The organism is Catellatospora sichuanensis (genome assembly GCF_007483665.1).
GTDB lineage: Bacteria > Actinomycetota > Actinomycetes > Mycobacteriales > Micromonosporaceae > Catellatospora > Catellatospora sichuanensis.
Map to the genome: position 1 here is coordinate 255814 of NZ_ML660186.1, position 19493 is coordinate 275306.

The 19493-nt window shown below is 73.2% G+C and carries 16 protein-coding genes; 10 read left to right on the plus strand and 6 right to left on the minus strand.

Annotated elements, in window-relative coordinates; all coding sequences use genetic code 11:
• Positions 1 to 67 precede the first annotated feature (67 nt).
• Positions 68 to 1708 (minus strand): sodium:solute symporter family protein, encoded by a 1641-nt coding sequence (locus FLL47_RS06870; protein WP_246157614.1) that lies wholly within the window; start codon positions 1706 to 1708, stop codon positions 68 to 70.
• A gap of 2 nt (positions 1709 to 1710) precedes the next feature.
• Positions 1711 to 1920 carry a DUF3311 domain-containing protein gene (locus tag FLL47_RS06875; RefSeq protein WP_144119579.1) on the minus strand — a complete coding sequence of 70 codons (210 nt, stop codon included), beginning with the start codon at positions 1918 to 1920 and terminating at the stop codon, positions 1711 to 1713.
• 230 nt (positions 1921 to 2150) lie between these two features.
• On the opposite strand from FLL47_RS06875, the gene FLL47_RS06880 reads away from it, so the two are divergent.
• The 7 genes from FLL47_RS06880 (at position 2151) to FLL47_RS06910 (ending at position 9849) form a co-directional block, all read left to right on the plus strand.
• Positions 2151 to 3338: an acyl-CoA dehydrogenase family protein gene (locus tag FLL47_RS06880; RefSeq protein ID WP_246157617.1), complete on the plus strand. Its 1188-nt coding sequence runs from the start codon at positions 2151 to 2153 to the stop codon at positions 3336 to 3338.
• Positions 3335 to 4519: an acyl-CoA dehydrogenase family protein gene (locus tag FLL47_RS06885; RefSeq protein WP_144119580.1), complete on the plus strand. Its 1185-nt coding sequence runs from the start codon at positions 3335 to 3337 to the stop codon at positions 4517 to 4519. Before FLL47_RS06880 ends, FLL47_RS06885 begins: the two co-directional genes overlap by 4 nt.
• A gap of 304 nt (positions 4520 to 4823) precedes the next feature.
• A complete protein-coding gene (locus FLL47_RS06890; protein WP_144119581.1) occupies positions 4824 to 5660 on the plus strand; it encodes an ABC transporter ATP-binding protein in 837 nt (278 codons plus the stop codon).
• On the plus strand, positions 5657 to 6382 hold the full coding sequence (locus FLL47_RS06895; RefSeq protein ID WP_144119582.1) for an ABC transporter ATP-binding protein: 726 nt from the start codon (positions 5657 to 5659) through the stop codon (positions 6380 to 6382). Before FLL47_RS06890 ends, FLL47_RS06895 begins: the two co-directional genes overlap by 4 nt.
• A gap of 36 nt (positions 6383 to 6418) precedes the next feature.
• Positions 6419 to 7297: a branched-chain amino acid ABC transporter permease gene (locus FLL47_RS06900; protein WP_144119583.1), complete on the plus strand. Its 879-nt coding sequence runs from the start codon at positions 6419 to 6421 to the stop codon at positions 7295 to 7297.
• A 67-nt stretch (positions 7298 to 7364) separates the two neighbouring features.
• Entirely contained in the window at positions 7365 to 8483 is a 1119-nt protein-coding gene (locus FLL47_RS06905) for a branched-chain amino acid ABC transporter permease (protein WP_144119584.1), read from the plus strand.
• 88 nt (positions 8484 to 8571) lie between these two features.
• Positions 8572 to 9849, plus strand: a complete 1278-nt coding sequence (locus FLL47_RS06910; RefSeq protein ID WP_144119585.1) for an ABC transporter substrate-binding protein — start codon at positions 8572 to 8574, stop codon at positions 9847 to 9849.
• A gap of 129 nt (positions 9850 to 9978) precedes the next feature.
• On the opposite strand, the gene FLL47_RS06915 is transcribed toward FLL47_RS06910, so the two are convergent.
• Positions 9979 to 11199: an acetyl-CoA C-acetyltransferase gene (locus FLL47_RS06915; protein ID WP_144119586.1), complete on the minus strand. Its 1221-nt coding sequence runs from the start codon at positions 11197 to 11199 to the stop codon at positions 9979 to 9981.
• Between the two features lie 181 nt (positions 11200 to 11380).
• On the opposite strand from FLL47_RS06915, the gene FLL47_RS06920 reads away from it, so the two are divergent.
• The 3 genes from FLL47_RS06920 to FLL47_RS06930 all read left to right on the plus strand — a co-directional run bounded on the left by FLL47_RS06920 (position 11381) and on the right by FLL47_RS06930 (position 15889).
• Positions 11381 to 12163 (plus strand): SDR family oxidoreductase, encoded by a 783-nt coding sequence (locus tag FLL47_RS06920; protein WP_342780308.1) that lies wholly within the window; start codon positions 11381 to 11383, stop codon positions 12161 to 12163.
• A 259-nt stretch (positions 12164 to 12422) separates the two neighbouring features.
• Positions 12423 to 13043: a TetR/AcrR family transcriptional regulator gene (locus tag FLL47_RS06925; RefSeq protein ID WP_144119587.1), complete on the plus strand. Its 621-nt coding sequence runs from the start codon at positions 12423 to 12425 to the stop codon at positions 13041 to 13043.
• Between the two features lie 71 nt (positions 13044 to 13114).
• On the plus strand, positions 13115 to 15889 hold the full coding sequence (locus tag FLL47_RS06930) for a helix-turn-helix transcriptional regulator (RefSeq protein WP_246157619.1): 2775 nt from the start codon (positions 13115 to 13117) through the stop codon (positions 15887 to 15889).
• A gap of 162 nt (positions 15890 to 16051) precedes the next feature.
• Here FLL47_RS06930 and FLL47_RS06935 read toward each other — a convergent pair whose 3' ends face one another.
• From FLL47_RS06935 to FLL47_RS06945, 3 genes are all read right to left on the minus strand, one after another.
• Positions 16052 to 17170 (minus strand): Zn-dependent alcohol dehydrogenase, encoded by a 1119-nt coding sequence (locus FLL47_RS06935; RefSeq protein ID WP_186315592.1) that lies wholly within the window; start codon positions 17168 to 17170, stop codon positions 16052 to 16054.
• Positions 17167 to 18627, minus strand: a complete 1461-nt coding sequence (locus tag FLL47_RS06940; protein WP_144119589.1) for an aldehyde dehydrogenase family protein — start codon at positions 18625 to 18627, stop codon at positions 17167 to 17169. The genes FLL47_RS06935 and FLL47_RS06940 overlap by 4 nt, the downstream gene beginning before the upstream one ends.
• A gap of 123 nt (positions 18628 to 18750) precedes the next feature.
• Positions 18751 to 19437, minus strand: a complete 687-nt coding sequence (locus FLL47_RS06945; protein ID WP_144119590.1) for a TetR/AcrR family transcriptional regulator — start codon at positions 19435 to 19437, stop codon at positions 18751 to 18753.
• Positions 19438 to 19493: the final 56 nt, after the last annotated feature.

The following is a 19493-nucleotide window of genomic DNA, read 5'->3' on the forward strand; positions in this document are numbered from 1 at the left end:
TGCGGTCGGGCCCGTTTGGAAGGGCACCTTCCTCTACGTATGGCGATGTGAAGGTGCCCTTCCTTCGTCAGCGGGCGGCGTGGGCGCCGACGCGGGGACGGGTCGGGCCGTCGAGGAGGGCGTCGGAGTGGCGGGGGGCGGCGGTGGTCGCGTCGGCGAAGTAGTCGGCGGGGCGGGTGGCGTCGATGCCGGCGGGGACGCGCAGGGCGCGGAGGAGGAGGGTGGCGGCGACGACGATGATCAGGTTCACGGCGAGGGCGATCAGGCCGGTGTAGACGGCGGACCGGGTGTCGAAGCCGAGTTGGGACAGCGGGAGGTTGGATCCGCCGAAGTGGGCCTTGAGGATGCGGCCGTCGGGGGCGCGCTGGGGAATCAGGTAGAGCAGGAGCAGGCCGGTGCCGAGGCCGCCGAGCAGGCCCGCGGCCAGCGCCCAGCGGTGGAACCAGTTGGTCCACAGGCCGAGCACGACGGCGGGCACCGTCTGCAGCACGATGACGCCGCCGATCAGCTGGAACTCGATGGAGAACTGCGGGTCCAGCAGCAGGATGAAGATCAGTGCCCCGAACTTCGCCAGCAGCGACACCCACCGGCTGACCCGTGCCTCCTCCCGAGGCGACGCGCCGGGGCGCAGGTATTCGCGGTAGATGGACCGGGTGAACAGGTTGGCGGCGGCGATGGACATGACCGCGGCCGGGATGAGGGCCGCGACGCCGACGGCGGCGTACGCGATGCCGGCGCACCAGGCCGGGAACACCTCATGGAACAGCTGCGGCACGACCGTGTTCAGGTCCCCGCCGACCGGGCGCACGCCCTGGCCGATCGCGAAGAAGCCGAGCATCGCGACCAGCCCCAGCGCCAGGCAGTAGACCGGCAGTGCGGCGGCGTTGCGCTGCACCGTGGCCCGGTCTCGGGCGGCCAGGATGCCGGTCAGCGCGTGCGGGTACGCGAAGATCGCCAGGGCGGAGCCGAGCACCAGGGTGAGGTAGCCGACCCAGCCGCCCTCGGGCAGCAGCAGCCCGCTGGCGGGGGAGACGTCGTTGGTGAAGCGCTCGCCGGCCCCGCGGAACGCCGCGGACCAGCCGCCGGACATGGCGACCAGCAGGACGATGGCCAGCACCAGCCACAGCAGCAGCACGTCCTTGGCGATGGACAGCAGCGCGGGCGCGCGCAGGCCGGACCGGAAGGTGCAGGCCGACGCCACGATGACGGCCACGGTCAGCGGCCACTCCCCGGTGATGCCGAGCGTCTTCATGATCGCCTGCAGCGCGACCAGCTGCACCGCGATGTACGGCATGGTGGCCACGATCCCGGTGACCGCGACCAGCGCGGCCAGCCCGCGCGAGCCGAACCGGGCCCGGGTGAACTCGGCCGAGGTGACGAAGCCGTGCGCGTGCGACACCGACCAGGTGCGGGTGCTGATCAGGTAGGCCAGCGGAGCGGTGATGATGGCGAACGGCACCGCGAAGAAGCCGGCCGCGCCGACGCCGTAGACCAGGGCGGGCACGGCGATGTAGGTGTACGCGGTGTACATGCTGCCGCCGAGCAGGAACCAGGTGACCCAGTTGCCGAACGCGCGCCCGCCGACGCCCCACTCCTCCAGCGAGTGCAGGCTGTGCGGCCGGCGCCAGCGGGCGGCGGAGAAGCCGAGCAGCAGCATGGCGCCCAGCAGCGCGGCGAAGACGCCGATCTCGACCTGACGTGCCGTCACGGTCACCGCCCCGCCCGGGTCATCCGGTGCACGAACGTGGTGACCGCCATCGCCAGCACCGCGCAGCCCACCTGATACCAGTAGAAGAACGGGATGCCCCACAGCTGCGGTTCCAGCCGGTTGTACAGGCCGACCGGCAGCGGGGCGAGGATCGGGATCAGCAGCAGCCACCGCCATCCCCGCCGTGCCGGACGTGCGCCGAGTTCGGGCACCTGACGTCTCCTCTCGTCCTGTCCCGGCGACGATCGGACGCGCCGGGGAGCACGCTGGGTAATCAGGACACTGTCCGGTCGTAACGCGCCGGAGACATCGGCGAAATCACCGGTCTTGCGGTACGCGATCTTCGCCGGTGGCCGCCCCCTTCCGTCCCGGCCGTCTCCCGCTTATATTGCACTCGCAGTGCATCTAGTTTGGGCGAGGGGGACCGAGAGTGGGAGCGAGCGTGGCGGAGCCGGTGACGGCCGAGACCGTGCGGGAGCGGGTCGACGGCTTCCTGGCCGGGCACGATCCGGCGGGCGACCGGATGGAGTTCCTGCGCGCCCGGTTCGACGCCGGGCTGGCGTGGGTGCACTATCCGGTCGGCCTGGGCGGGCTCGGTGCACCGAGGGTGCTGCAACCGCTGGTGGACCAGCGCTTCGCCGCGGCGGGCGCGCCGGACAACAGCCCACGCCGCATCGGTATCGGCCTGGGCATGGCCGCCCCGACCATCCTGCGCCACGGCACGGCCGAGCAGCGGGCGCGTTTCCTGCGTCCGCTGTGGACCGCCGAGGAGGTCTGGTGCCAGCTGTTCAGCGAGCCGGGTGCCGGGTCCGACCTGGCCGGCGTCGCCACCCGGGCGGTACGCGACGGCGACGGCTGGCTGGTCGACGGGCAGAAGGTGTGGACCTCGATGGCGCACCAGGCGCGCTGGGGCATCCTGCTCGCCCGCACCGACCCGGCCGCCGCCAAGCACGCCGGGCTGACCTACTTCCTGTGCGACATGCACACCTCCGGCGTCGAGGTGCGGCCGCTGCGGCAGGCCACCGGCGAGGCCGAGTTCAACGAGGTCTTCCTGTCCGGCGTACGGCTGGGCGACGAGCTGCGGCTCGGCGCGGTCGGCGAGGGCTGGGCGGTGGCGCGTACCACGCTGATGAACGAGCGGGTCGCCATCGGCGGGGCCGCGCTGCCCCGCGAGGGCGGGATGATCGGCGTGCTGGCCCGCACCTGGCGGCAGCGGCCCGAGCTGCGCACCCCCGCCCTGCACGACGAGGTGCTGCGGCTGTGGGTGCGCGCCGAGGCGCTGCGGCTGACCGGCATCCGGCTGCGCCAGCAGCTGGCCGCGGGCGAGCCCGGCCCGGAAGGTTCGGCGATGAAGCTCGCGTTCGCCGCGCTCACCCAGCAGATCTCCGGCACCGAGGTGGAGCTGCTGGGCGCGGAGGGCCTGCGCCACGACCACTGGCGGGCCGACCGCCCGGAGGAGCTGGACCTGCTCGGCCGCGGCCCCACGTACCGCTGGCTGCGCGCCAAGGGCAACTCCATCGAGGGCGGCACGTCCGAGGTGCTGCGCAACATCGTCGCCGAGCGGGTGCTCGGCCTGCCCGCCGAGCCGCGTCAGGACACCGGCGTCGCCTGGAAGGACCTGCCCCGATGACCCTCGACCTGCGCTACACCGAAGAGCAGGAGCAGTTGCGCGACTCGGTGCGGGCCATGCTCACCGACCACGCCCCCTGGGCGCGCGTGCTCAAGGTCGCCGAGAGCCCCGAACCGGACGACGCCGACCTGTGGCGGCTGCTGTCCGTGGAGACAGGGCTGGCCGGTCTCGCCGTGCCCGAGCACCTGGGCGGCGCGGGCGCGACGCTCGCCGAGACCGCGGTGGTGCTGGAGGAACTCGGCCGGGCCGTCGCACCGGTGCCCTATCTCGGCACGACCGTTGCCGCGCAACTCCTGCTGCACCTCGGCGAGAGCGGCCTGCTGCGTGAGCTGGCCGGCGGCGAGCCGATGGCGCTGGCCCTCCCGTTCGACGTGGGGCCGGCCGCGCCGGTGCCGTCAGCGGATGCCGGAGCCCGGTCGGCGGTGTCCCGGTCGCGTGCCGGGTCATCGCCGGTGTCCGGGCTGCGGCTGCCGGGCGTCGAGGTGTCGACGGCCCCGGACGGCAATCCGCTGCTCAACGGCACGGTGAGCAGCGTCGCCGACGCGCTGCGGGCGCGGATGCTGCTGGTGCCGGCGGGCGGGGCGCTGTTCGCGGTCGAGGCGGACGCGGCCGGGCTGACCCGGACCCCGGTGGTCTCGCTGGACGAGACCCGGCCGCTGTGCGACCTCTCCATGTGGAACGCACCGGGGCGGCTGCTGGCAGCGGGTGACCGGGCCGCGTCGGCGCTCGACGCGGCGCTGGTCGCGGGCGCGGCGCTGCTGGCCTCGGAGCAGCTCGGGCTGGCCCAGTGGTGTCTGGACACGACGGTGGAGTATCTGCGCACCCGGTACCAGTTCGGGCGGCCGGTGGGCTCCTTCCAGGCGCTCAAGCACCGGCTGGCCGACCTGTGGGTGGAGCTGGTCCAGGCGCGGGCGGTGGCCCGCCATGCCGCGTCCGCCGCGGCGCAGGGCGATCCCGACGCGCGGCTGGCTGCGGCGCTGGCGCAGGCGCACTGCGGCCCGGTCGCGGTGCGCGCGGCCGAGGAGTGCGTGCAGATGCACGGCGGTATCGGCTTCACCTGGGAACATCCGGCTCACCTGTACCTGAAACGGGCCAAGAGCGCCGCCGTCGCCTACGGCACCGCGGCCCACCACCGCGCCACCCTTGCCACCCTCGCCGATCTCGCCCCCGCGTCACCCTGACGGCCTGCAGTTTCCGGGAAAGTGCACGAAAGCGCGCCGTGATGGCTGCACTTTCCCCGAAACTGCAGCCCACGACGCGCTAGTTGGTTCACCGAGCGTGCAAATAAAGATCGACTCGGTGGCGTCCGGAGTGGATGGCGGGTGCGCGGGCGACCGCGGACACACCTGATTTGAACGACTTCGTGCGGTGAGGTCACGGGGTCGTAACAAGGGTATTGACGAGCGGTTTCCCAAACCTACACTCCTAGTGTAATAACTTAAGCCTTCCTCATATCGACCCCGATCCCGACCTGTAGAGGTGACGATGAAACCGCCGTCCGGCGAGACAGACGCGGCAGGCCACAGCCTGTTCCTGCGGGGCATCGGGGTGCGGTTCGGCGGGCTGACCGCACTGGACGACGTGTCCCTCGAGGTCGCTCCCGGCCAGGTGGTCGGTGTCATCGGCCCCAACGGTGCCGGCAAGACCACGCTGTTCAACGTGGTCTGCGGGCTGGTCCGGCCGACCTCGGGCACGCTGGAGCTGAACGGCGTACGCCTGACGCCGGCACCGCACCGGCTGGCCGGCCTCGGCATCGCCCGCACCCTGCAGGGCGTCGGCCTGTTCCGCGGGCTGACCGTGCTGGAGAACGTGATGGCGGGCGCGACCTGCACCGCCCGCGCCGGGTTCTTCACCGGACTGCTCGGCCTGCCCCGCAGCGACCGCGACGAGCGACGGCTGCGGGACGAGGCGATGACGCTGCTGGACCGCTTCGACGTCGCGTCGTACGCGACGGCGCTGCCCGGCACGCTGCCCTACGCCGTCGGCAAGCGCGTCGCACTGGCCCGCGCGCTGGCCGCCCGCCCGCGCCTGCTGCTGCTCGACGAGCCCGCGGGCGGCCTGGGCGCGCAGGACATCGAGGAGCTGGGCGAGCTGATCACGACCCTGCCGGCCGAGGCCGGCTGCTCGGTGATGCTGGTCGAGCACCACATGGACCTGGTGATGCAGGTCTGCGACCGGATCGCGGTGCTCGACTTCGGACGCCTCATCGCCACCGGCACCCCGCAGGAGGTGCGCGACGACCCCGCCGTGGCCGAGGCCTACCTCGGCGCCGAGGTCGACGCGGCCACCCCGTCCATCAGCCGCCAGGAGGCTTCGGCATGACCGCTGACGACGTGATCCTGCAGGTGAAGGGCCTGACCGCCGGTTACGGCGCAGCTCCGGTGCTGCAGGACGTGGACCTCACCGTGCGGGCCGGCACCATCGCCGCGGTGCTCGGGGCCAACGGCGCGGGCAAGACCACGCTGCTGCGCACCCTGTCCGGGTTGGTCCGGCCGAGTGATGGCGAGATCGTCTACGGCGGTCAGCCGCTGCGCGACGTACCGGTGGAGCAGCTGGTACGCCGCGGCATGGCGCACGTACCCGAGGGCCGCGGTGTGGTCGCCGAGCTGACCGTCGACGAGAACCTGCGGCTGGGCGGCCTGTGGCGGCGCGACCGCGAGGACGCGGCGAAGGCGCTGACCGAGGTGTACGAGCTGTTCGAGCCGCTGGCGCAGCGCCGTCGCAGCGCCGGGCACCAGCTGTCCGGCGGTGAGCGGCAGATGCTGGCCCTGGGCCGCGCCCTGGTGGCCCGCCCGAAACTGCTGCTGCTGGACGAGCCGTCACTCGGTCTCGCGCCCCGCGTGATCGCGCAGATCATGGCGCTGCTGCGGCAGCTGCGCGACAGCACCGGGCTGACCGTGCTGCTGGTCGAGCAGAACGTGCGCAGCGCGCTGTCGGTCGCCGACGAGGCCGTGGTCATGTCGCTGGGCCGCATCGTCACGGCGACCAGCGCCGACCGGCTGCGCGACGACGAGGAACTGCGCCACGCCTATCTGGGCTTCTGAGCCCCCGCCCTGCTACTGCGAGTAAGGAGGTATCCGTTGGACCGCTTCGTCTTCCTCACCTTCGACGGCCTGTCCAAGGGGGCGGTGCTGGCCGCGTTCGCGCTGGCCCTGGTGCTGATCTGGCGGGCCGCGCGCATCGTCAACTTCGCCCAGGGGGCGATGGCGGTGGCCGCGGCGTATGCCGGTTACAGCGTCACCACGGCGACCGGCTCGTACTGGCTCGGCTTCGCCGCGGCACTGGTCGGCGGGCTGCTGATCGGCATGGTCGTCGAGCGGGCGGTGATGCGGTTCGTGGACCACAGCTCGCCGCTGTCCGAGGTGATCGTGGCGCTGGGCCTGGTGCTGGTCATGCAGGCGGTGCTGGGCATGGTGTACGGCAACGAGTTCCTGCCCGCGGGCACCCCGTTCAGCCGCAACGCGCTGAGCGTCGGGGACGTGCCGCTGCTGTCGCGCTACGACCTGTTCGTCTTCGGTGCGGTCCTGCTGGTGCTGGTCGCCCTCGCGGCGCTGTTCACCCGTACCGCGATCGGCCTGCGCATGCGCGCCTCGGCCTTCGCCCCCGAGGTGTCGCGGCTGCTCGGCGTCAACGTCGGCGGCATGCTGACGCTGGGCTGGGCGCTGGCGTCGGCGGTGGGCGCGCTCGCCGCGATGCTGGTCATCCCCACCGAGCTGGGCCTGCACCCGCACGCCATGGACCTGGTGTTCGTGTCCGCGTTCACCGCGGCCGTGGTCGGCGGGCTGGACAGCCCGCCCGGCGCGGTGGTCGGCGGCCTGACCGTCGGACTGATCCTCTCGTACGTCAGCGGCTACCTGGGCAGCGACGTCACCCCGATGGCAGTGCTCGTGCTGCTGCTCGCGGTGCTGCTGGTCCGTCCGGGCGGCCTCTTCTCCAGCACCGTGGCGAGGCAGGCATGAGCGAGCAGAGCGAGCGAATCATGTCGACAGGAACTCAGGCCGCCGACGAGCGTAGCGAGGAGAAGGCATGAGCGAGCAGACCGTTACTCCGTCCGCGCCGGCGGCGGCGCCCGCTCCGGCTCCGCGGCGGGCCTTGGCCCTGCCGGGCTTCCTGAGCCGGTCGACGCTGCTGCGTCACCTCGTGCTCGCCGTGTTCGCCGGGGTGCTGCTGTACCTGCTCACCCAGCAGCTCGACCCGTTCCGCAACTTCCAGCTGGCCACGGTCGCCGCCTACCTGTGCGCGACCGCCGGGCTCACGCTGCTGGTCGGGATGAACGGGCAGCTGTCGCTGGGGCACGGCGCGCTGATGGCCGTCGGGGCGTACACCGTGGCGCTGGCGCAGAACAGGTTCGCCGACAGCGGGATCACCGGCAACCAGGTGCTACCGCTGTCGCTGGCCCTGGGCGTGCTGGTCACCATGGCCGCGGGCGCGGTCATCGGGCTGGCCGCCGCCCGGCTGCGCGGGCCGTACCTGGCCGGCGTCACCCTCGCCGTGGCGGTCGCGGTGCCCGCGGCGACGGTCACCTTCGACGAGACCTTCAACAGCGAGCAGGGCCTGTCGGTGGCCGTCGAGCCGCCGCCGCTGTCGCTCGGCCTGTACTTCCCGAACGAGCGCTGGCAGGCCTGGGTCGCGCTGACCGGGGCGCTGCTGACCATGCTGCTGCTGGCCAACCTGGTGCGCAGCCGGGTCGGGCGCAACCTGCGCGCGGTGCGCGACGACGAGGTGGCCGCCCGGCTGGCGGGCATCCACGTCGGGCGTACCCAGGTGCTGGCCTTCGTGGTGAGCGCGGCCAGCGCCGGACTCGGCGGCGGCCTGATGGCGCTGCTGGCGCAGAGCGTGTCGCCGGGTGCGTTCTCGCTGACCCTGTCGCTGTTCCTGCTGATGGCCGTGGTCATCGGCGGCCTGGGCAGCCTGTCGGGCGCGGTGTGGGGAGCGGTCCTGCTCGTGGCGCTGCCCGACCTCACCCACGACAGCGCGCAGTGGGTGTCCCTGTCGCCCGCGGTGGCGCAGCGGCTGGAGGGCAACCTCCCGCTGGCCGTCTTCGGGCTGACCCTGATCGTCGTGATGATCGCCGCTCCGGGCGGCGTGCAGGGCCTGCTGCGCCGGATCGGCGCGAGGGTCCGGCGGCGGGCGCCTGCCCGCTGATCTCACGGCCGCACCACCGTACCAACCGCTCCACCCTTGTTATATAGATAATCATCAATGTAATCGTGACGGAAGGACCGGTGTTTCCATGAATGCCCTGACCCGACGCGGGCTCTCGCTCGCCACGGCCGCCGTGCTGCTCGCGGCTGTCGCGGCCTGCAGCGAGGACGCGAACACCCCGCCCGCCGACGTGCCCGGCGTGACGGCCGGCGAGATCGTGGTCGGCACGCACATGCCGCTGACCGGTCCCGCCGCGGCCGGCTACTCCGAGATCGCCCCGGCCAGCAAGGCGTACTTCGACTACGTCAACGCCAACGGCGGGGTGCACGGCCGCAAGATCACGTACAAGTTCATGGACGACGGCTACAACCCGGCCAACACCCAGACCGTGGTGCGCAAGCTGGTGCTGGAGGACAAGGTCTTCGCCATCCTCAACGGCCTGGGCACCCCGACCCACACCGGCGTGCTCGACTTCCTGAAGACCAACCGGGTGCCGGACCTGTTCGTCGCCTCGGGCAGCCGCAGCTGGAACCAGCCGGACAAGTTCCCGGGCACGTTCGGGTTCAACACCGACTACACGGTCGAGGGCAAGATCCTCGCGACGCACATCAAGGCAACCTACGCGGGCAAGAAGGTCTGCTTCATGGGCCAGGACGACGACTTCGGCCGGGACAGCCTGGTCGGCGTCGAGCAGGTGCTCGGCGCGGGCGCCGTGGTCGCCAAGGAGAAGTACGTCACCAGCAACCAGAACGTCGCCCCGCAGATCGGCGCCCTGAAGGCGGCCGGCTGCGAGGTCGTCGTGCTGGCCACCGTGCCGGGCTTCACCGCGCTGTCCATGGGCACCGCGGCCCGCCTGGGCTTCAAGCCGCAGTGGGTCGTGTCCAACGTCGGCTCGGACTACCTGACCCTGTCCAAGGTGCTGGGTGAGGGCAAGCCACTGCTCGAAGGCATGGTCGGCATCTCCAACCTGCCGTCGCCGGTGGACATGAGCGACCCGTGGACCGCGGCGTTCAAGAAGATCCACGACCAGTACAACGGCAGCGCCCCGTTCAACGGCAACACCGTGTACGGCATGTCGGTGGCGTACCTGTTCGTGCAGTCGCTGCAGGCGGCCGGCAAGGACCTCACCCGTGAAGGCCTGATCGCGGCCGTGGAGAAGGGCGGCTTCAAGGGCCCCGGCCTCGCCCCGTTCCGCTACAGCAAGGACAACCACTCCGGTATGGGCGGCGGCAAGCTGACCAAGGTCACCGCCGGCAACCAGGAGTTCTTCGGCCCCGTCTACGAGACCGACTCCGCCGCCGGCCCCGTCAACGAGTTCAAGGAGGAGCGCCCCGCCCCTCCCGCCAACTCCATCCCGGCAGCCTGACCCTTTCCCGCGTCGATCATGAACTTATGGCACGGCTCGACGGCGTGTCCCTGCCATAACCTCATGATCAACGCCCGGTGAGCCCGGCCCGGCACGCGAACTGCGTGCCGGGCCGGTGGGGTGGGCGGGTCAGGAGAGGCGTTCGAGGACCATGGCCATGCCCTGGCCGCCGCCGACGCACATGGTCTCCAGGCCGATGTGCTTGTCGTGCCAGCGCAGGGAGTTGAGCAGGGTGGTGGTGATGCGGGCGCCGGTCATGCCGAAGGGGTGACCCACGGCGATCGCGCCGCCGTTGACGTTGAGCTTGTCCCAGTCGACGCCCAGTTCGGCGGCGCTGGGGACCACCTGTGCGGCGAACGCCTCGTTGATCTCGACGAGGTCGACGTCGCGGATGGACATGCCGGCGCGGGCGAGGGCCTGCTTCGACGCCTCCACCGGGCCGAGGCCCATGATCTCGGGGGACAGCGCGGACAGGCCGGTCGAGACGATCCGGGCCAGCGGGGTGACGCCCAGCTCGGCGGCGCGGGTGTCGGACATGATGACCAGCGCGGCCGCGCCGTCGTTGAGCGGGCAGCAGTTGCCCGCGGTGACGGTGCCGTCGGGCCGGAACACCGGGGCGAGCCCGGCCAGCGCGGACATGGTGACCCCCGCGCGCGGGCCGTCGTCGGCGCTGACCACGGTGCCGTCGGGCAGGGTGACCGGGGTGATCTCGCGGGCCCAGAAGCCGTCCTTGATCGCCTGCTCGGCCAGGTTCTGCGAGCGGCAGGCGAACTCGTCCTGCAGCTCCCGGGAGACGCCCTTGAGCTGCGAGACGTTCTCGGCGGTCTGGCCCATCGCGATGTACACGTCGGGCAGCACCCCGTCCTCGCGCGGGTCGTGCCAGGTCGGCGCGCCGACGGCGGCCCGCCGCTCGGTGCGCGCGAGCGCGTCGTCGTACACCGGGTTGCGGGTGCCGGGCAAACCGTCGCTGCGGCCGTTGCCGTAGTGCGACACCGACTCGACGCCGACGGACAGGAACACGTCGCCTTCACCGGCCCGGATCGCGTGCAGCGCCATCCGGGTGGTCTGCAGCGACGACGAGCAGTAGCGGTTGACGGTGGTACCGGGCAGGTGATCGAAGCCCAGCATGGTGGCGACCACCCGGCCGAGGTTGTGGCCCTGCTCGCCGGCGGGCTGGCCGCAGCCGAGCACCAGGTCGCCGATCTCGCGCGGGTCCAGGGCGGGCACCTGGCCCAGTGCCGCGCGCACGATGTCGGCGGCCAGGTCGTCGGGGCGTTTCGTGGCCAGCGAACCCTTGTTGGCGCGGCCGATGGGGGAGCGGGCCGCGGCGACCACCACAGCTTCAGGCACGGTCGGATCCTTTCGCGAGTACGGGCAATCTTTGTGCACTCAAGCTGCATCTTTCGGTACGGCCCTGTCAATGCCACGCCAGGTGGGGCATGTCACCATGACCGTGCTCCGTTGACCGCCCGCCCCGTGCTCCCTAATATCGGCACTGCTAGTGCAACTAAACTCTCCTGGAGGAGCCCACGTGACCGCCCTCAACCTCGACGGCGCCGCGGTCGTCGTCACCGGCGCCGGTTCCGGCATCGGCGCCGCCATGGCCCGCCGCTTCGCCTCGGCCGGCGCCCGGGTGGTCGTCAACGACCGCGACCCCGTCGCGGCCCAGCAGGTCGCGCAGGAGACGGGCGGGCGTGCCTTCCCCGCCGACGTGGCCGACGAGGCGCAGGTGGCCGCACTGGTGGACTACGCGTGGGAGTCCTTCGGGGCGCTGGACCTGTTCTGCGCCAACGCCGGCGTCGCGCCGCCCGCGGACGGTGCCGGGGCGTGGGAGCTGGCGTGGCGGGTCAACGTGCAGTCGCATGTGCTCGCCGCGCAGGCACTGCTGCCGCGCTGGCTGGCCGCCGGGCAGGGCCGGCTGCTGGTGACCGCGTCGGCGGCGGGACTGCTCACCATGCTCGGCAACGCGCCGTACGCCGTCACCAAGCACGCGGCCGTGGCCCACGCGGAGTGGCTGCGGGCCACCTACGCCCACCGCGGCGTCGTCGTGCAGGCGCTGTGCCCGCAGGGCGTGCGCACCCCGATGCTGGAGTCGTCCGGCCCCGGCGGCAGCGTGCTGCTGGACCCGGGTGCGATCAGCGCCGAAGAGTGTGCCGAAGCAGTGGTCACCGCGCTCGGCGGGGACAGCTTCCTGGTGCTGCCGCACGCCGAGGTGGCCGCCTTCTACGCGCGCCGGGCCGACGATCCCGATCGCTGGCTGCGCGGCATGAACCGCTTGCAGCAGGACCTGGAGCAGCGGCTGGCGGGCTCGTGAAGCCGCGTCCCGGCGTCACCGTCCCGGCCGCGGGGCGCGTCGCCGTTCCGGCAGTGGCGGGTGTCGCCGTTCCGGCAGTGGCGGGTGTCGCCGTTCCGGCAGTGGCGGGTGTCGCCGTTCCGGCAGTGGCGGGCCTCGCCGTCCCGGTCGTGGGACGACGTCGAGCGGCCGGATCGCGCCGCATCCGGCGCGTCTACACTCTGCGTGCACGTTCGGTCAGCGCGGTCGGTGGGGCCGTGGAGGGGTTGGCGGTAGCGGTATGAGCAGGGCCGGGACCGAGGGCAGGGTCGATGGGCGCACCGCCCGTGCCGAGCGCACCCGGGCCGCGATCGTGGACGCGCACCTTGCGCTGATCACGGAGGGTGACCTGCGGCCGACCGGCGAGCGCATCGCCGAGCGGGCCGGGGTGTCGCTGCGCGCGCTGTGGACCAACTTCTCCGACATGGAGACCCTGTTCGAGGCCAGCGGCGTGCGCGTGCTCGCCCGCCAGGACGCGGCCTACCAGCCGGTGGATCCCTCGCTGCCGCTGCACCGGCGGGTGGAGGAGTACTGCCGCCAGCGGGCCGAACTGCTGCAGCTGATCGCGCCGATGGCGCGCGCCGCGGCGATGCGCGAGCCGGTCTCGGCGCAGCTGCGCCGCAACCGGCTCAAGCACATCGAGCGGGTACGCGCCGAGGTGTCCACGCTGTTCGCAGCCGAGCTGGAGATGGCCGGTGCGGGCCGGGACCAGCTGCTGGCCGCGCTGATCGCCTCCACCATGTGGCCGGCCTGGTCGATGCTGCTCGACGGGCTGGATCTGGACGTCGACGCCGCCCGCGGCGTCATGGTGCGCACCGTGACCGCGCTGCTGCTGACAGCGATGGCTTCGGGAATGGCATAAGCGGCACGGTCCGCGTCTTTCCAAAGCCGTTACTTATAGGTAACACTGTCGGCATGGTAAATGCATCGACAGTGCACATACCAGTGCTGCGCGGGCGTGCCCGTGAGCAGCAGACGATCGCCGACCTTCAGGCGGCCGCCACCGACGGGGTCGGCGGGGCGCTGCTCCTGCACGGCGACCTGGGCGGCGGCAAGACCGCCCTGCTGCGCCACGCGGCGGCCACCGCCCCGACCGGGACCGTGCACCTGTGGGCCACCGGCCTGGAGGAGGAGTCCGACCTGCCGTACGCCGGGCTGCAGAGCCTGCTCCAGCCGGTCTTCGAACGGATCGCGGAGCTGCCCGCACACCAGGCGCGGGCGCTCACCCGGGCACTGTCCGGCGAAGGCTGCCCCGCCGACGACCGGCTCGCCCTGTCCATGGCCGTGCTCACCCTGCTGGCCACACTGGGCCGGGAACATCCCGTGCTGTGCTGCGTCGACGACGCCGACGCGCTGGACCGGCCGTCGCTGGACGCCATCGCGTTCACCGCCCGCCGGGTGCGCGCCCACCGGGTGACACTGCTGCTCACCTCCACCGCCGAACTCCCGCTCAACGGCGTGCCCCCGCTGCCGCTCCGACCGCTGGACCCCCAGTCCGGCCGTGCCATGCTGGCCGACCTGCTGGACAACCCCGGGGTCGACGAGGAACCGCGGATGTGGAGCGTCCGTGCCGTGGACAGCGGCGACGACGTGCTGGCCGCGCTGGCTGCGCTGGGCGGGGGCAATCCGCGCGCGCTCACCGACCTCGCCGCGTCGCTCAGCGACAGCCAGCTCGCAGGGGAGGCTCCGCTGCCGACCCGGTTGCCCGCCGACAGCGCGCTGCTGCGGACATACCGCGCCCGGCTCGACCGGCTGCCGCCGGACACCCGCTGGCTGCTGCTGCTCGCCGCGGCCGACGAGGAGACCGACGCCGCGGGCCTGATGCGGGCCGCACACAGCTCCGGAGTGGACATCGCCGCGCTCGCGCCCGCCGAACGCGGCGGACTGGTCCGGGTCAGCCGGGGCGGCATCGTGTTCCCGCAGCCCATCGCCCGCGCCCTGGCGTACGAGGAAGCGCCCCTGGCGCAGCGCCGGGCCGCGCACCTGCACCTGGCGCAGGTCCTCGACGCCGACACCGAACGGCTGCGCCGCGCCGTGCACCTGGCGGCAGCCGCGCACGGCCCCGACGCCGAGCTGGCCGAGGAGCTGGAGGAGGCAGCCACGGGCGGCGGCTACTCGCGCGCCTCCGCAGCCCTGGAGCACGCCGCGCAGCTCACCACCGAGCCCGGGGGCGCGGCCGGCCGGCTCGTCACCGCCGCGCGGTACGCCTGGCAGTCCGGCAGCGCGGGTCGGGCCCGCAGCCTGCTGCGCCGCGCCCGGCCGGCGGCCCGCGACCGGGTCGTGGCGGCCGAGAGCGAGGTGCTGTCCGGCGAGATCGAGTTGCGTGCCGGGGCCACCGCGAACGCCGCCGAGTCGCTGCTCACCATCGCCGACCGCCTCGCCGGCAGCCAGCGGGAGCTGGCCGTGCTGGCGCTGATGCGGGCCGGTGAGGCCGTCTGCTTCTCCGGCGACTATCCCCGCTACGCCGACGTGGCGAGCCGGGCCGCGGCGCTGCGCCGCCCCGACGACCCGCCGGACCTGGAGGTGGTGTTCGAACACATCGCCGGGTTCGCGTACACCTTCGGCGGCCGACACCACCGCGCGATCCGCCCGCTGCAGCGCGTCGTCGAACTCGGCGCCGCACTGGACACCGCGGCCCCGCTGACCTGCGCCAGCGCCGCCGCGCTGCTGCTGGCCGACGATGTCGGCGCCCATCGGCTGGCGGCCCGCGCGGTCGAGGTCGCCCGGGAGTCCGGCGACGTGTCGGCGCTGCCGCTGGCCCTGGAGATGACGGCATACGCCGAGTACTGGCTCGGCCGGTACGACGCCGCCGCGGCCACCAGCCTGCACGGGCTGCGCGCCGCACGGGCCTGCGGGCAGGGCAACTACGCCGGTGACCACCAGGCGATGCTGGCCGTGCTGGCCGCCATCCGCGGCGACCGCGAGCAGGCCCTGCGCCACATCCGCGACATCGAGGTCGCGCCCGGCACCGGGCAGACCAACCGTCCCAAGGCGCTGAGCCAGTGGGCACTGGCGGTGCTCGACCTGATCGCCGGCCGCCCCGCCGACACGGTGGCCCGCATCGCCGCCATCGCCTGCCCGGTCACCGGCCGCGGCCACATCGTGGTGCAGGCCATGGCCACGCCGTGGCTGGTCGAGGCGGCGGTCCGGGCCGACGATCGGGAGCAGGCGGTCGCCGCGCTGGCCGGGTTCGATCTGTGGGCGTCGTCCACCGGCGACCCGGTGCGCCGGGCGCTGTCGGCTCGCTGCCACGCCCTGCTCGCCCCGCGCGGCAGCGCCGAAGCCGAGGAGCACTTCCAGCAGGCGCTCGCGCTGCACCTGGCCGGGGAGGCCGACTTCGAGCAGGCCCGCACCGAGCTGCTCTACGGCCAGGAGCTGCGCCGCGCCCGCCGCCCCCGCGACGCCCGCGAGCACCTGCACCGCGCCCTGGAGACCTTCACCCAGCTCGACGCCCCCGCCTGGGCCGACCAGGCCCGCGCCGAACTGCGGGCGGCCGGCGAGGCGGTGGACGCCCCCGCGGTACGCGCCGCCGACGTGCTCACCGCCCAGCAGCTGCAGATCGCCCGCCTGGTCTGCGACGGCGCCACGAACCGCGAAGTCGCCGCTCAGCTGTTCCTCAGCCCCCGCACCGTCGACCACCACATGCGCAACATCTTCGCCCGCCTCAACATCCGCTCCCGCATAGAACTGGCCAAAGCCCTGACCTGACCCCGCCCGCCCCGCTCTTGCCGCTCGTCCCCTCGATCATCCGACTTGCCTGGCACCTGTGCGTATCTTGACCGTCCATTCGCACAGGTGCCAGGCAAGTCGGACGACCTTGAACGCGCCCCGCCCCGCTCCGCGCCGGGTGGGCGCGAAGCGGGGCGGGGGTCAGGGAAGGAGGATGACGGTGCGGGCGCCCTCGCCGCGGGACATGCGGGCGAAGGCCTCGGGGGACTCGTCCAGGGTGATCTGGTCGGTGATCAGGGCGGCCGGGTCGAGGTCGCCGGAGAGGACCTGGCGGGCCAGACCGGGGACGTCGCGGTCGGGGTCGGAGTTGCCGTACACCGATGAGCGCAGGGTTCGGGCGGAGTGGAAGATGTCCAGCGCCGCCAGGCTGACCATGTCGTCCTTGGCGCCCATGCCGACCACGGTCACCTGACCGCCGCGGCGGGTGGCCCGCCACGCGGCCCGGATGGTCGCCGAGCGGCCCACGCACTCGAAGGAGTGGTCGGCCCCGCGGCGCTCGGTGAGGCCGCGGACCTGGGCGCTCAGGTCGTCACCGGATACCAGGAAGTGGGTTGCCCCGGCGGACAGCGCCAGCTCGCGCTTGGCGTCGGAGACGTCCACGGCGATCAGCGGGTCGGCTCCGGCGGCGCGGGCGGCCATCACGGTCGACAGGCCGACCCCGCCGAGTCCGATCACGAGTGCAGATTCGCCGGGCCGCACCGCGGCGGTGCGGTTCACCGCGCCGACCCCGGTGAGCACGGCGCAGCCGAGCAGGGCCGCCGTGTGGAACGGCAGTTCGGGCGGCACCGGGATGACGGCGTGGTCGCCGACGACGACCTCCTCGGCGAGCGCGCCCAGGCCCAGCGTGACGTGCAGCGGCTCGCCGTCGGCGGTCGCGCCGCGGGCGGCGGTCGGCGCGCCCGCGGTCTCGCACAGCCAGGGCTGGCCGTTGCCGCAGAACCAGCAGCGGCGGCACGGCGGGGCCCAGTTCAGCACCACGTGCGTGCCGACCGCGACGCTCGCCTCCGGCCCGGCCGCGGTCACCACACCTGCCGCCTCATGACCCAACACCAGGGGGTACGGCGGCGCGAGTGTCCCGTTCACCATGGACAGATCGGAGTGGCACACCCCGGCGGCGCGGATGTGCACCCGCACCTCCCGCGGTCCCGGCGCGGGCAGCAGGATCGGCTCGATCTCCAGGGCGGACCCGGGACCGCGCCACAGCAGCGCGCGCACCGGCCGATCCACCGCGCCGCCCCCTGCGGACGTCGGGGCGGTCATCGCTGGATCGCCTTCGTCTCGAGGAACTCGTCCAGGCCGTGGCGGCCGAGTTCGCGGCCGATGCCGGACTGCTTGAACCCGCCGAACGGGGCGAGCGGGTTGAACGCCCCGCCGTTGACGTCCACCGCGCCGGTACGCATCCGCCGCGCGACGGCCAGCGCCCGGTCCTCGTCGGCGGACCAGACCGCCCCGGCCAGGCCGTACCGGGAGTTGTTGGCGATGGCGACGGCCTCGTCGTCGGAGTCGAACGGGATGACCACCAGCACCGGCCCGAAGATCTCCTCCTGGGCGACCGTGCTGTCGGGGTCCACATCGGCCAGCACCGTCGCCGCGACGAAGTGGCCGCGGTCCGGCACGGGCGCGTCGAGCCCGCCCGCGATCAGCCGCGCGCCGTCGGCGAGCCCCTGCTCGATGTAGCCGCGTACCGTCTCGCGCTGCGCGGCCGAGGCCAGCGGGCCGAGGCGGGTGCCCACGTCGAACGGGTCGCCCAGGGTCTGCCCGGCGGCGGCCTCCGCGGCGATGGCGAGGGCCTGTTCGTACCGGGAGCGGTGGACCAGCATCCGGGTCCACGCGGTGCAGGTCTGGCCCGAGTTGAGGAATGCGTTCGCGACGCCGGTCTTCACCGCGCGGGGCAGGTCGGCGTCGTCCAGGATCACGTTGGCGGACTTGCCGCCCAGCTCCAGCGCGACCCGGGCGATGCGGTCCGCGGCCAGGTGCGAGATGCGCGCGCCGACGGCGGTGGAGCCGGTGAACGACACCATGTCCACGTCGGGGTGGGCGGCGATGGCGGAGCCGACCACCGAGCCGGGTCCGGTGACCAGGTTGGCCACGCCCGGCGGCAGCCCGGCCTCGTCGATCGCATCGAACAGCAGGTACGCCACCAGGGGGGTCAGGTCGGCGGGCTTGAGCACCACCGTGCAGCCCGCCGCCAGCGCTCCGGCCACCTTGGCCATGATCTGGTGCAGCGGGTAGTTCCACGGCGTGATCGCACCGACCACGCCGACGGGCTCGCCGACGATCAGCGAGTTGCCGACGGTGTGCGTGCTCTCCGGCTGCCCGGCCAGCTCGACATAGCTCTTCAGCACGGTCAGCGGCAGTCCGGCCTGGACCCGCGTGGCGATCTTCATGGGGGTGCCCAGCTCGCGGGCCACGGTGGTGGCGATGTCGCGGGCGCGGCCGGACAGCGCCGCGTGCAGCCGGTCCAGGTGCGCGGCGCGTTCCGCCGGGGCCAGCGCGGACCAGGGACCGAACGCGGCCTTCGCGGCGGCGACGGCACGGTCCACGTCCACCGCGTCACCGGCCGGCACGTGCGCGATGACCTGCTCGGTGGTGGGGTCCTCGACGGCGATCACGCCGGTGCCGTGCGGGGCGGTCCAGCGGCCGCCGAGGTAGAGCTGGGTGCGGTCCGCGATCGGGGTGGTACGTCCCGGGTGCGTCGCCGCGGCTGCCAGGTCCATGCTGTCCCTTCCCATCAGGCGGCGTCGCCCGCGGCGCGGCACCGGACGCCGACCGCGCGAGGGCGGGTGACGGCGTCGTCGTGGGCCGCGTGGCGAGCAGCCGGCATGAGCCGGGCCGCAAAACTAGCGCTGCAAGTTTCGACTGTAGTACGAGTCGGCCCGCGGCTCCAGAGGCGGGAGCGGGCCGACGGTGGCCTCGTACTCCCGGGCCAGCCCGTCGATCAGCGCGTCCAGGCCGAGCGCGAACGCACCCTCGTCCACGCTGTGCTGGTGCTCGGCGAGGCGGTGGGCCTGGGACAGGTGCGGGTAGTGGGCGGCGTACAGCTCGGGGTCCTCGACGAAGCCGCGCGCGAACGAGCCCAGCGACGAGCCCGCGACCAGGTAGCGCATCACCGCGCCGATGTGCGTGGCGCGCGCCGGCGGCCAGCCCGCCTTGACCAGGCCGCCGTACACCGCGTCGGCCATGTGCAGCGCGGCCGGCCGCCGTCCGGGGCCCTGGGCCAGGTACGGGACGATGTTCGGGTGCGCGGTCAGCGCGTCGCGGTACGAGTGCCCCCACAGTCGCAGCGCCTCGCGCCAGTCGTGGGTGGTGAAGAACGACACGTCCACGCCCGCGATCACCGCGTCGGCGACCGCGTCCAGGATGGCGTCCTTGGTGGGGAAGTGGTTGTACAGCGACGGCCCGCGTACGCCCAGCTCGGCGGCCAGGCGCCGGGTGGAGAAGGCGGCCAGCCCGTCGGCGTCGATCATCGCGGCGGCGGTCTCCACGATGCGCTGCCGGCTCAACAGGGCCTGGCTGGGCCGGGGCATGGTCGGGTCTCCTTCGGTCGGTGCTGCCGGAAACTCTGCCACAGCGGGGTCTGGAC

Coding starts and splice junctions, on each gene's coding strand:
- FLL47_RS06925 (WP_144119587.1), top strand. CDS start 12,423: ATGAGCAGGGCCGGGACCGAGGGCAGGGTCGATGGGCGCACCGCCCGT.
- FLL47_RS06905 (WP_144119584.1), top strand. CDS start 7,365: ATGAGCGAGCAGACCGTTACTCCGTCCGCGCCGGCGGCGGCGCCCGCT.
- FLL47_RS06940 (WP_144119589.1), bottom strand. CDS start 18,627: ATGGACCTGGCAGCCGCGGCGACGCACCCGGGACGTACCACCCCGATC.
- FLL47_RS06895 (WP_144119582.1), top strand. CDS start 5,657: ATGACCGCTGACGACGTGATCCTGCAGGTGAAGGGCCTGACCGCCGGT.
- FLL47_RS06890 (WP_144119581.1), top strand. CDS start 4,824: ATGAAACCGCCGTCCGGCGAGACAGACGCGGCAGGCCACAGCCTGTTC.
- FLL47_RS06910 (WP_144119585.1), top strand. CDS start 8,572: ATGAATGCCCTGACCCGACGCGGGCTCTCGCTCGCCACGGCCGCCGTG.
- FLL47_RS06945 (WP_144119590.1), bottom strand. CDS start 19,437: ATGCCCCGGCCCAGCCAGGCCCTGTTGAGCCGGCAGCGCATCGTGGAG.
- FLL47_RS06885 (WP_144119580.1), top strand. CDS start 3,335: ATGACCCTCGACCTGCGCTACACCGAAGAGCAGGAGCAGTTGCGCGAC.
- FLL47_RS06935 (WP_186315592.1), bottom strand. CDS start 17,170: ATGACCGCCCCGACGTCCGCAGGGGGCGGCGCGGTGGATCGGCCGGTG.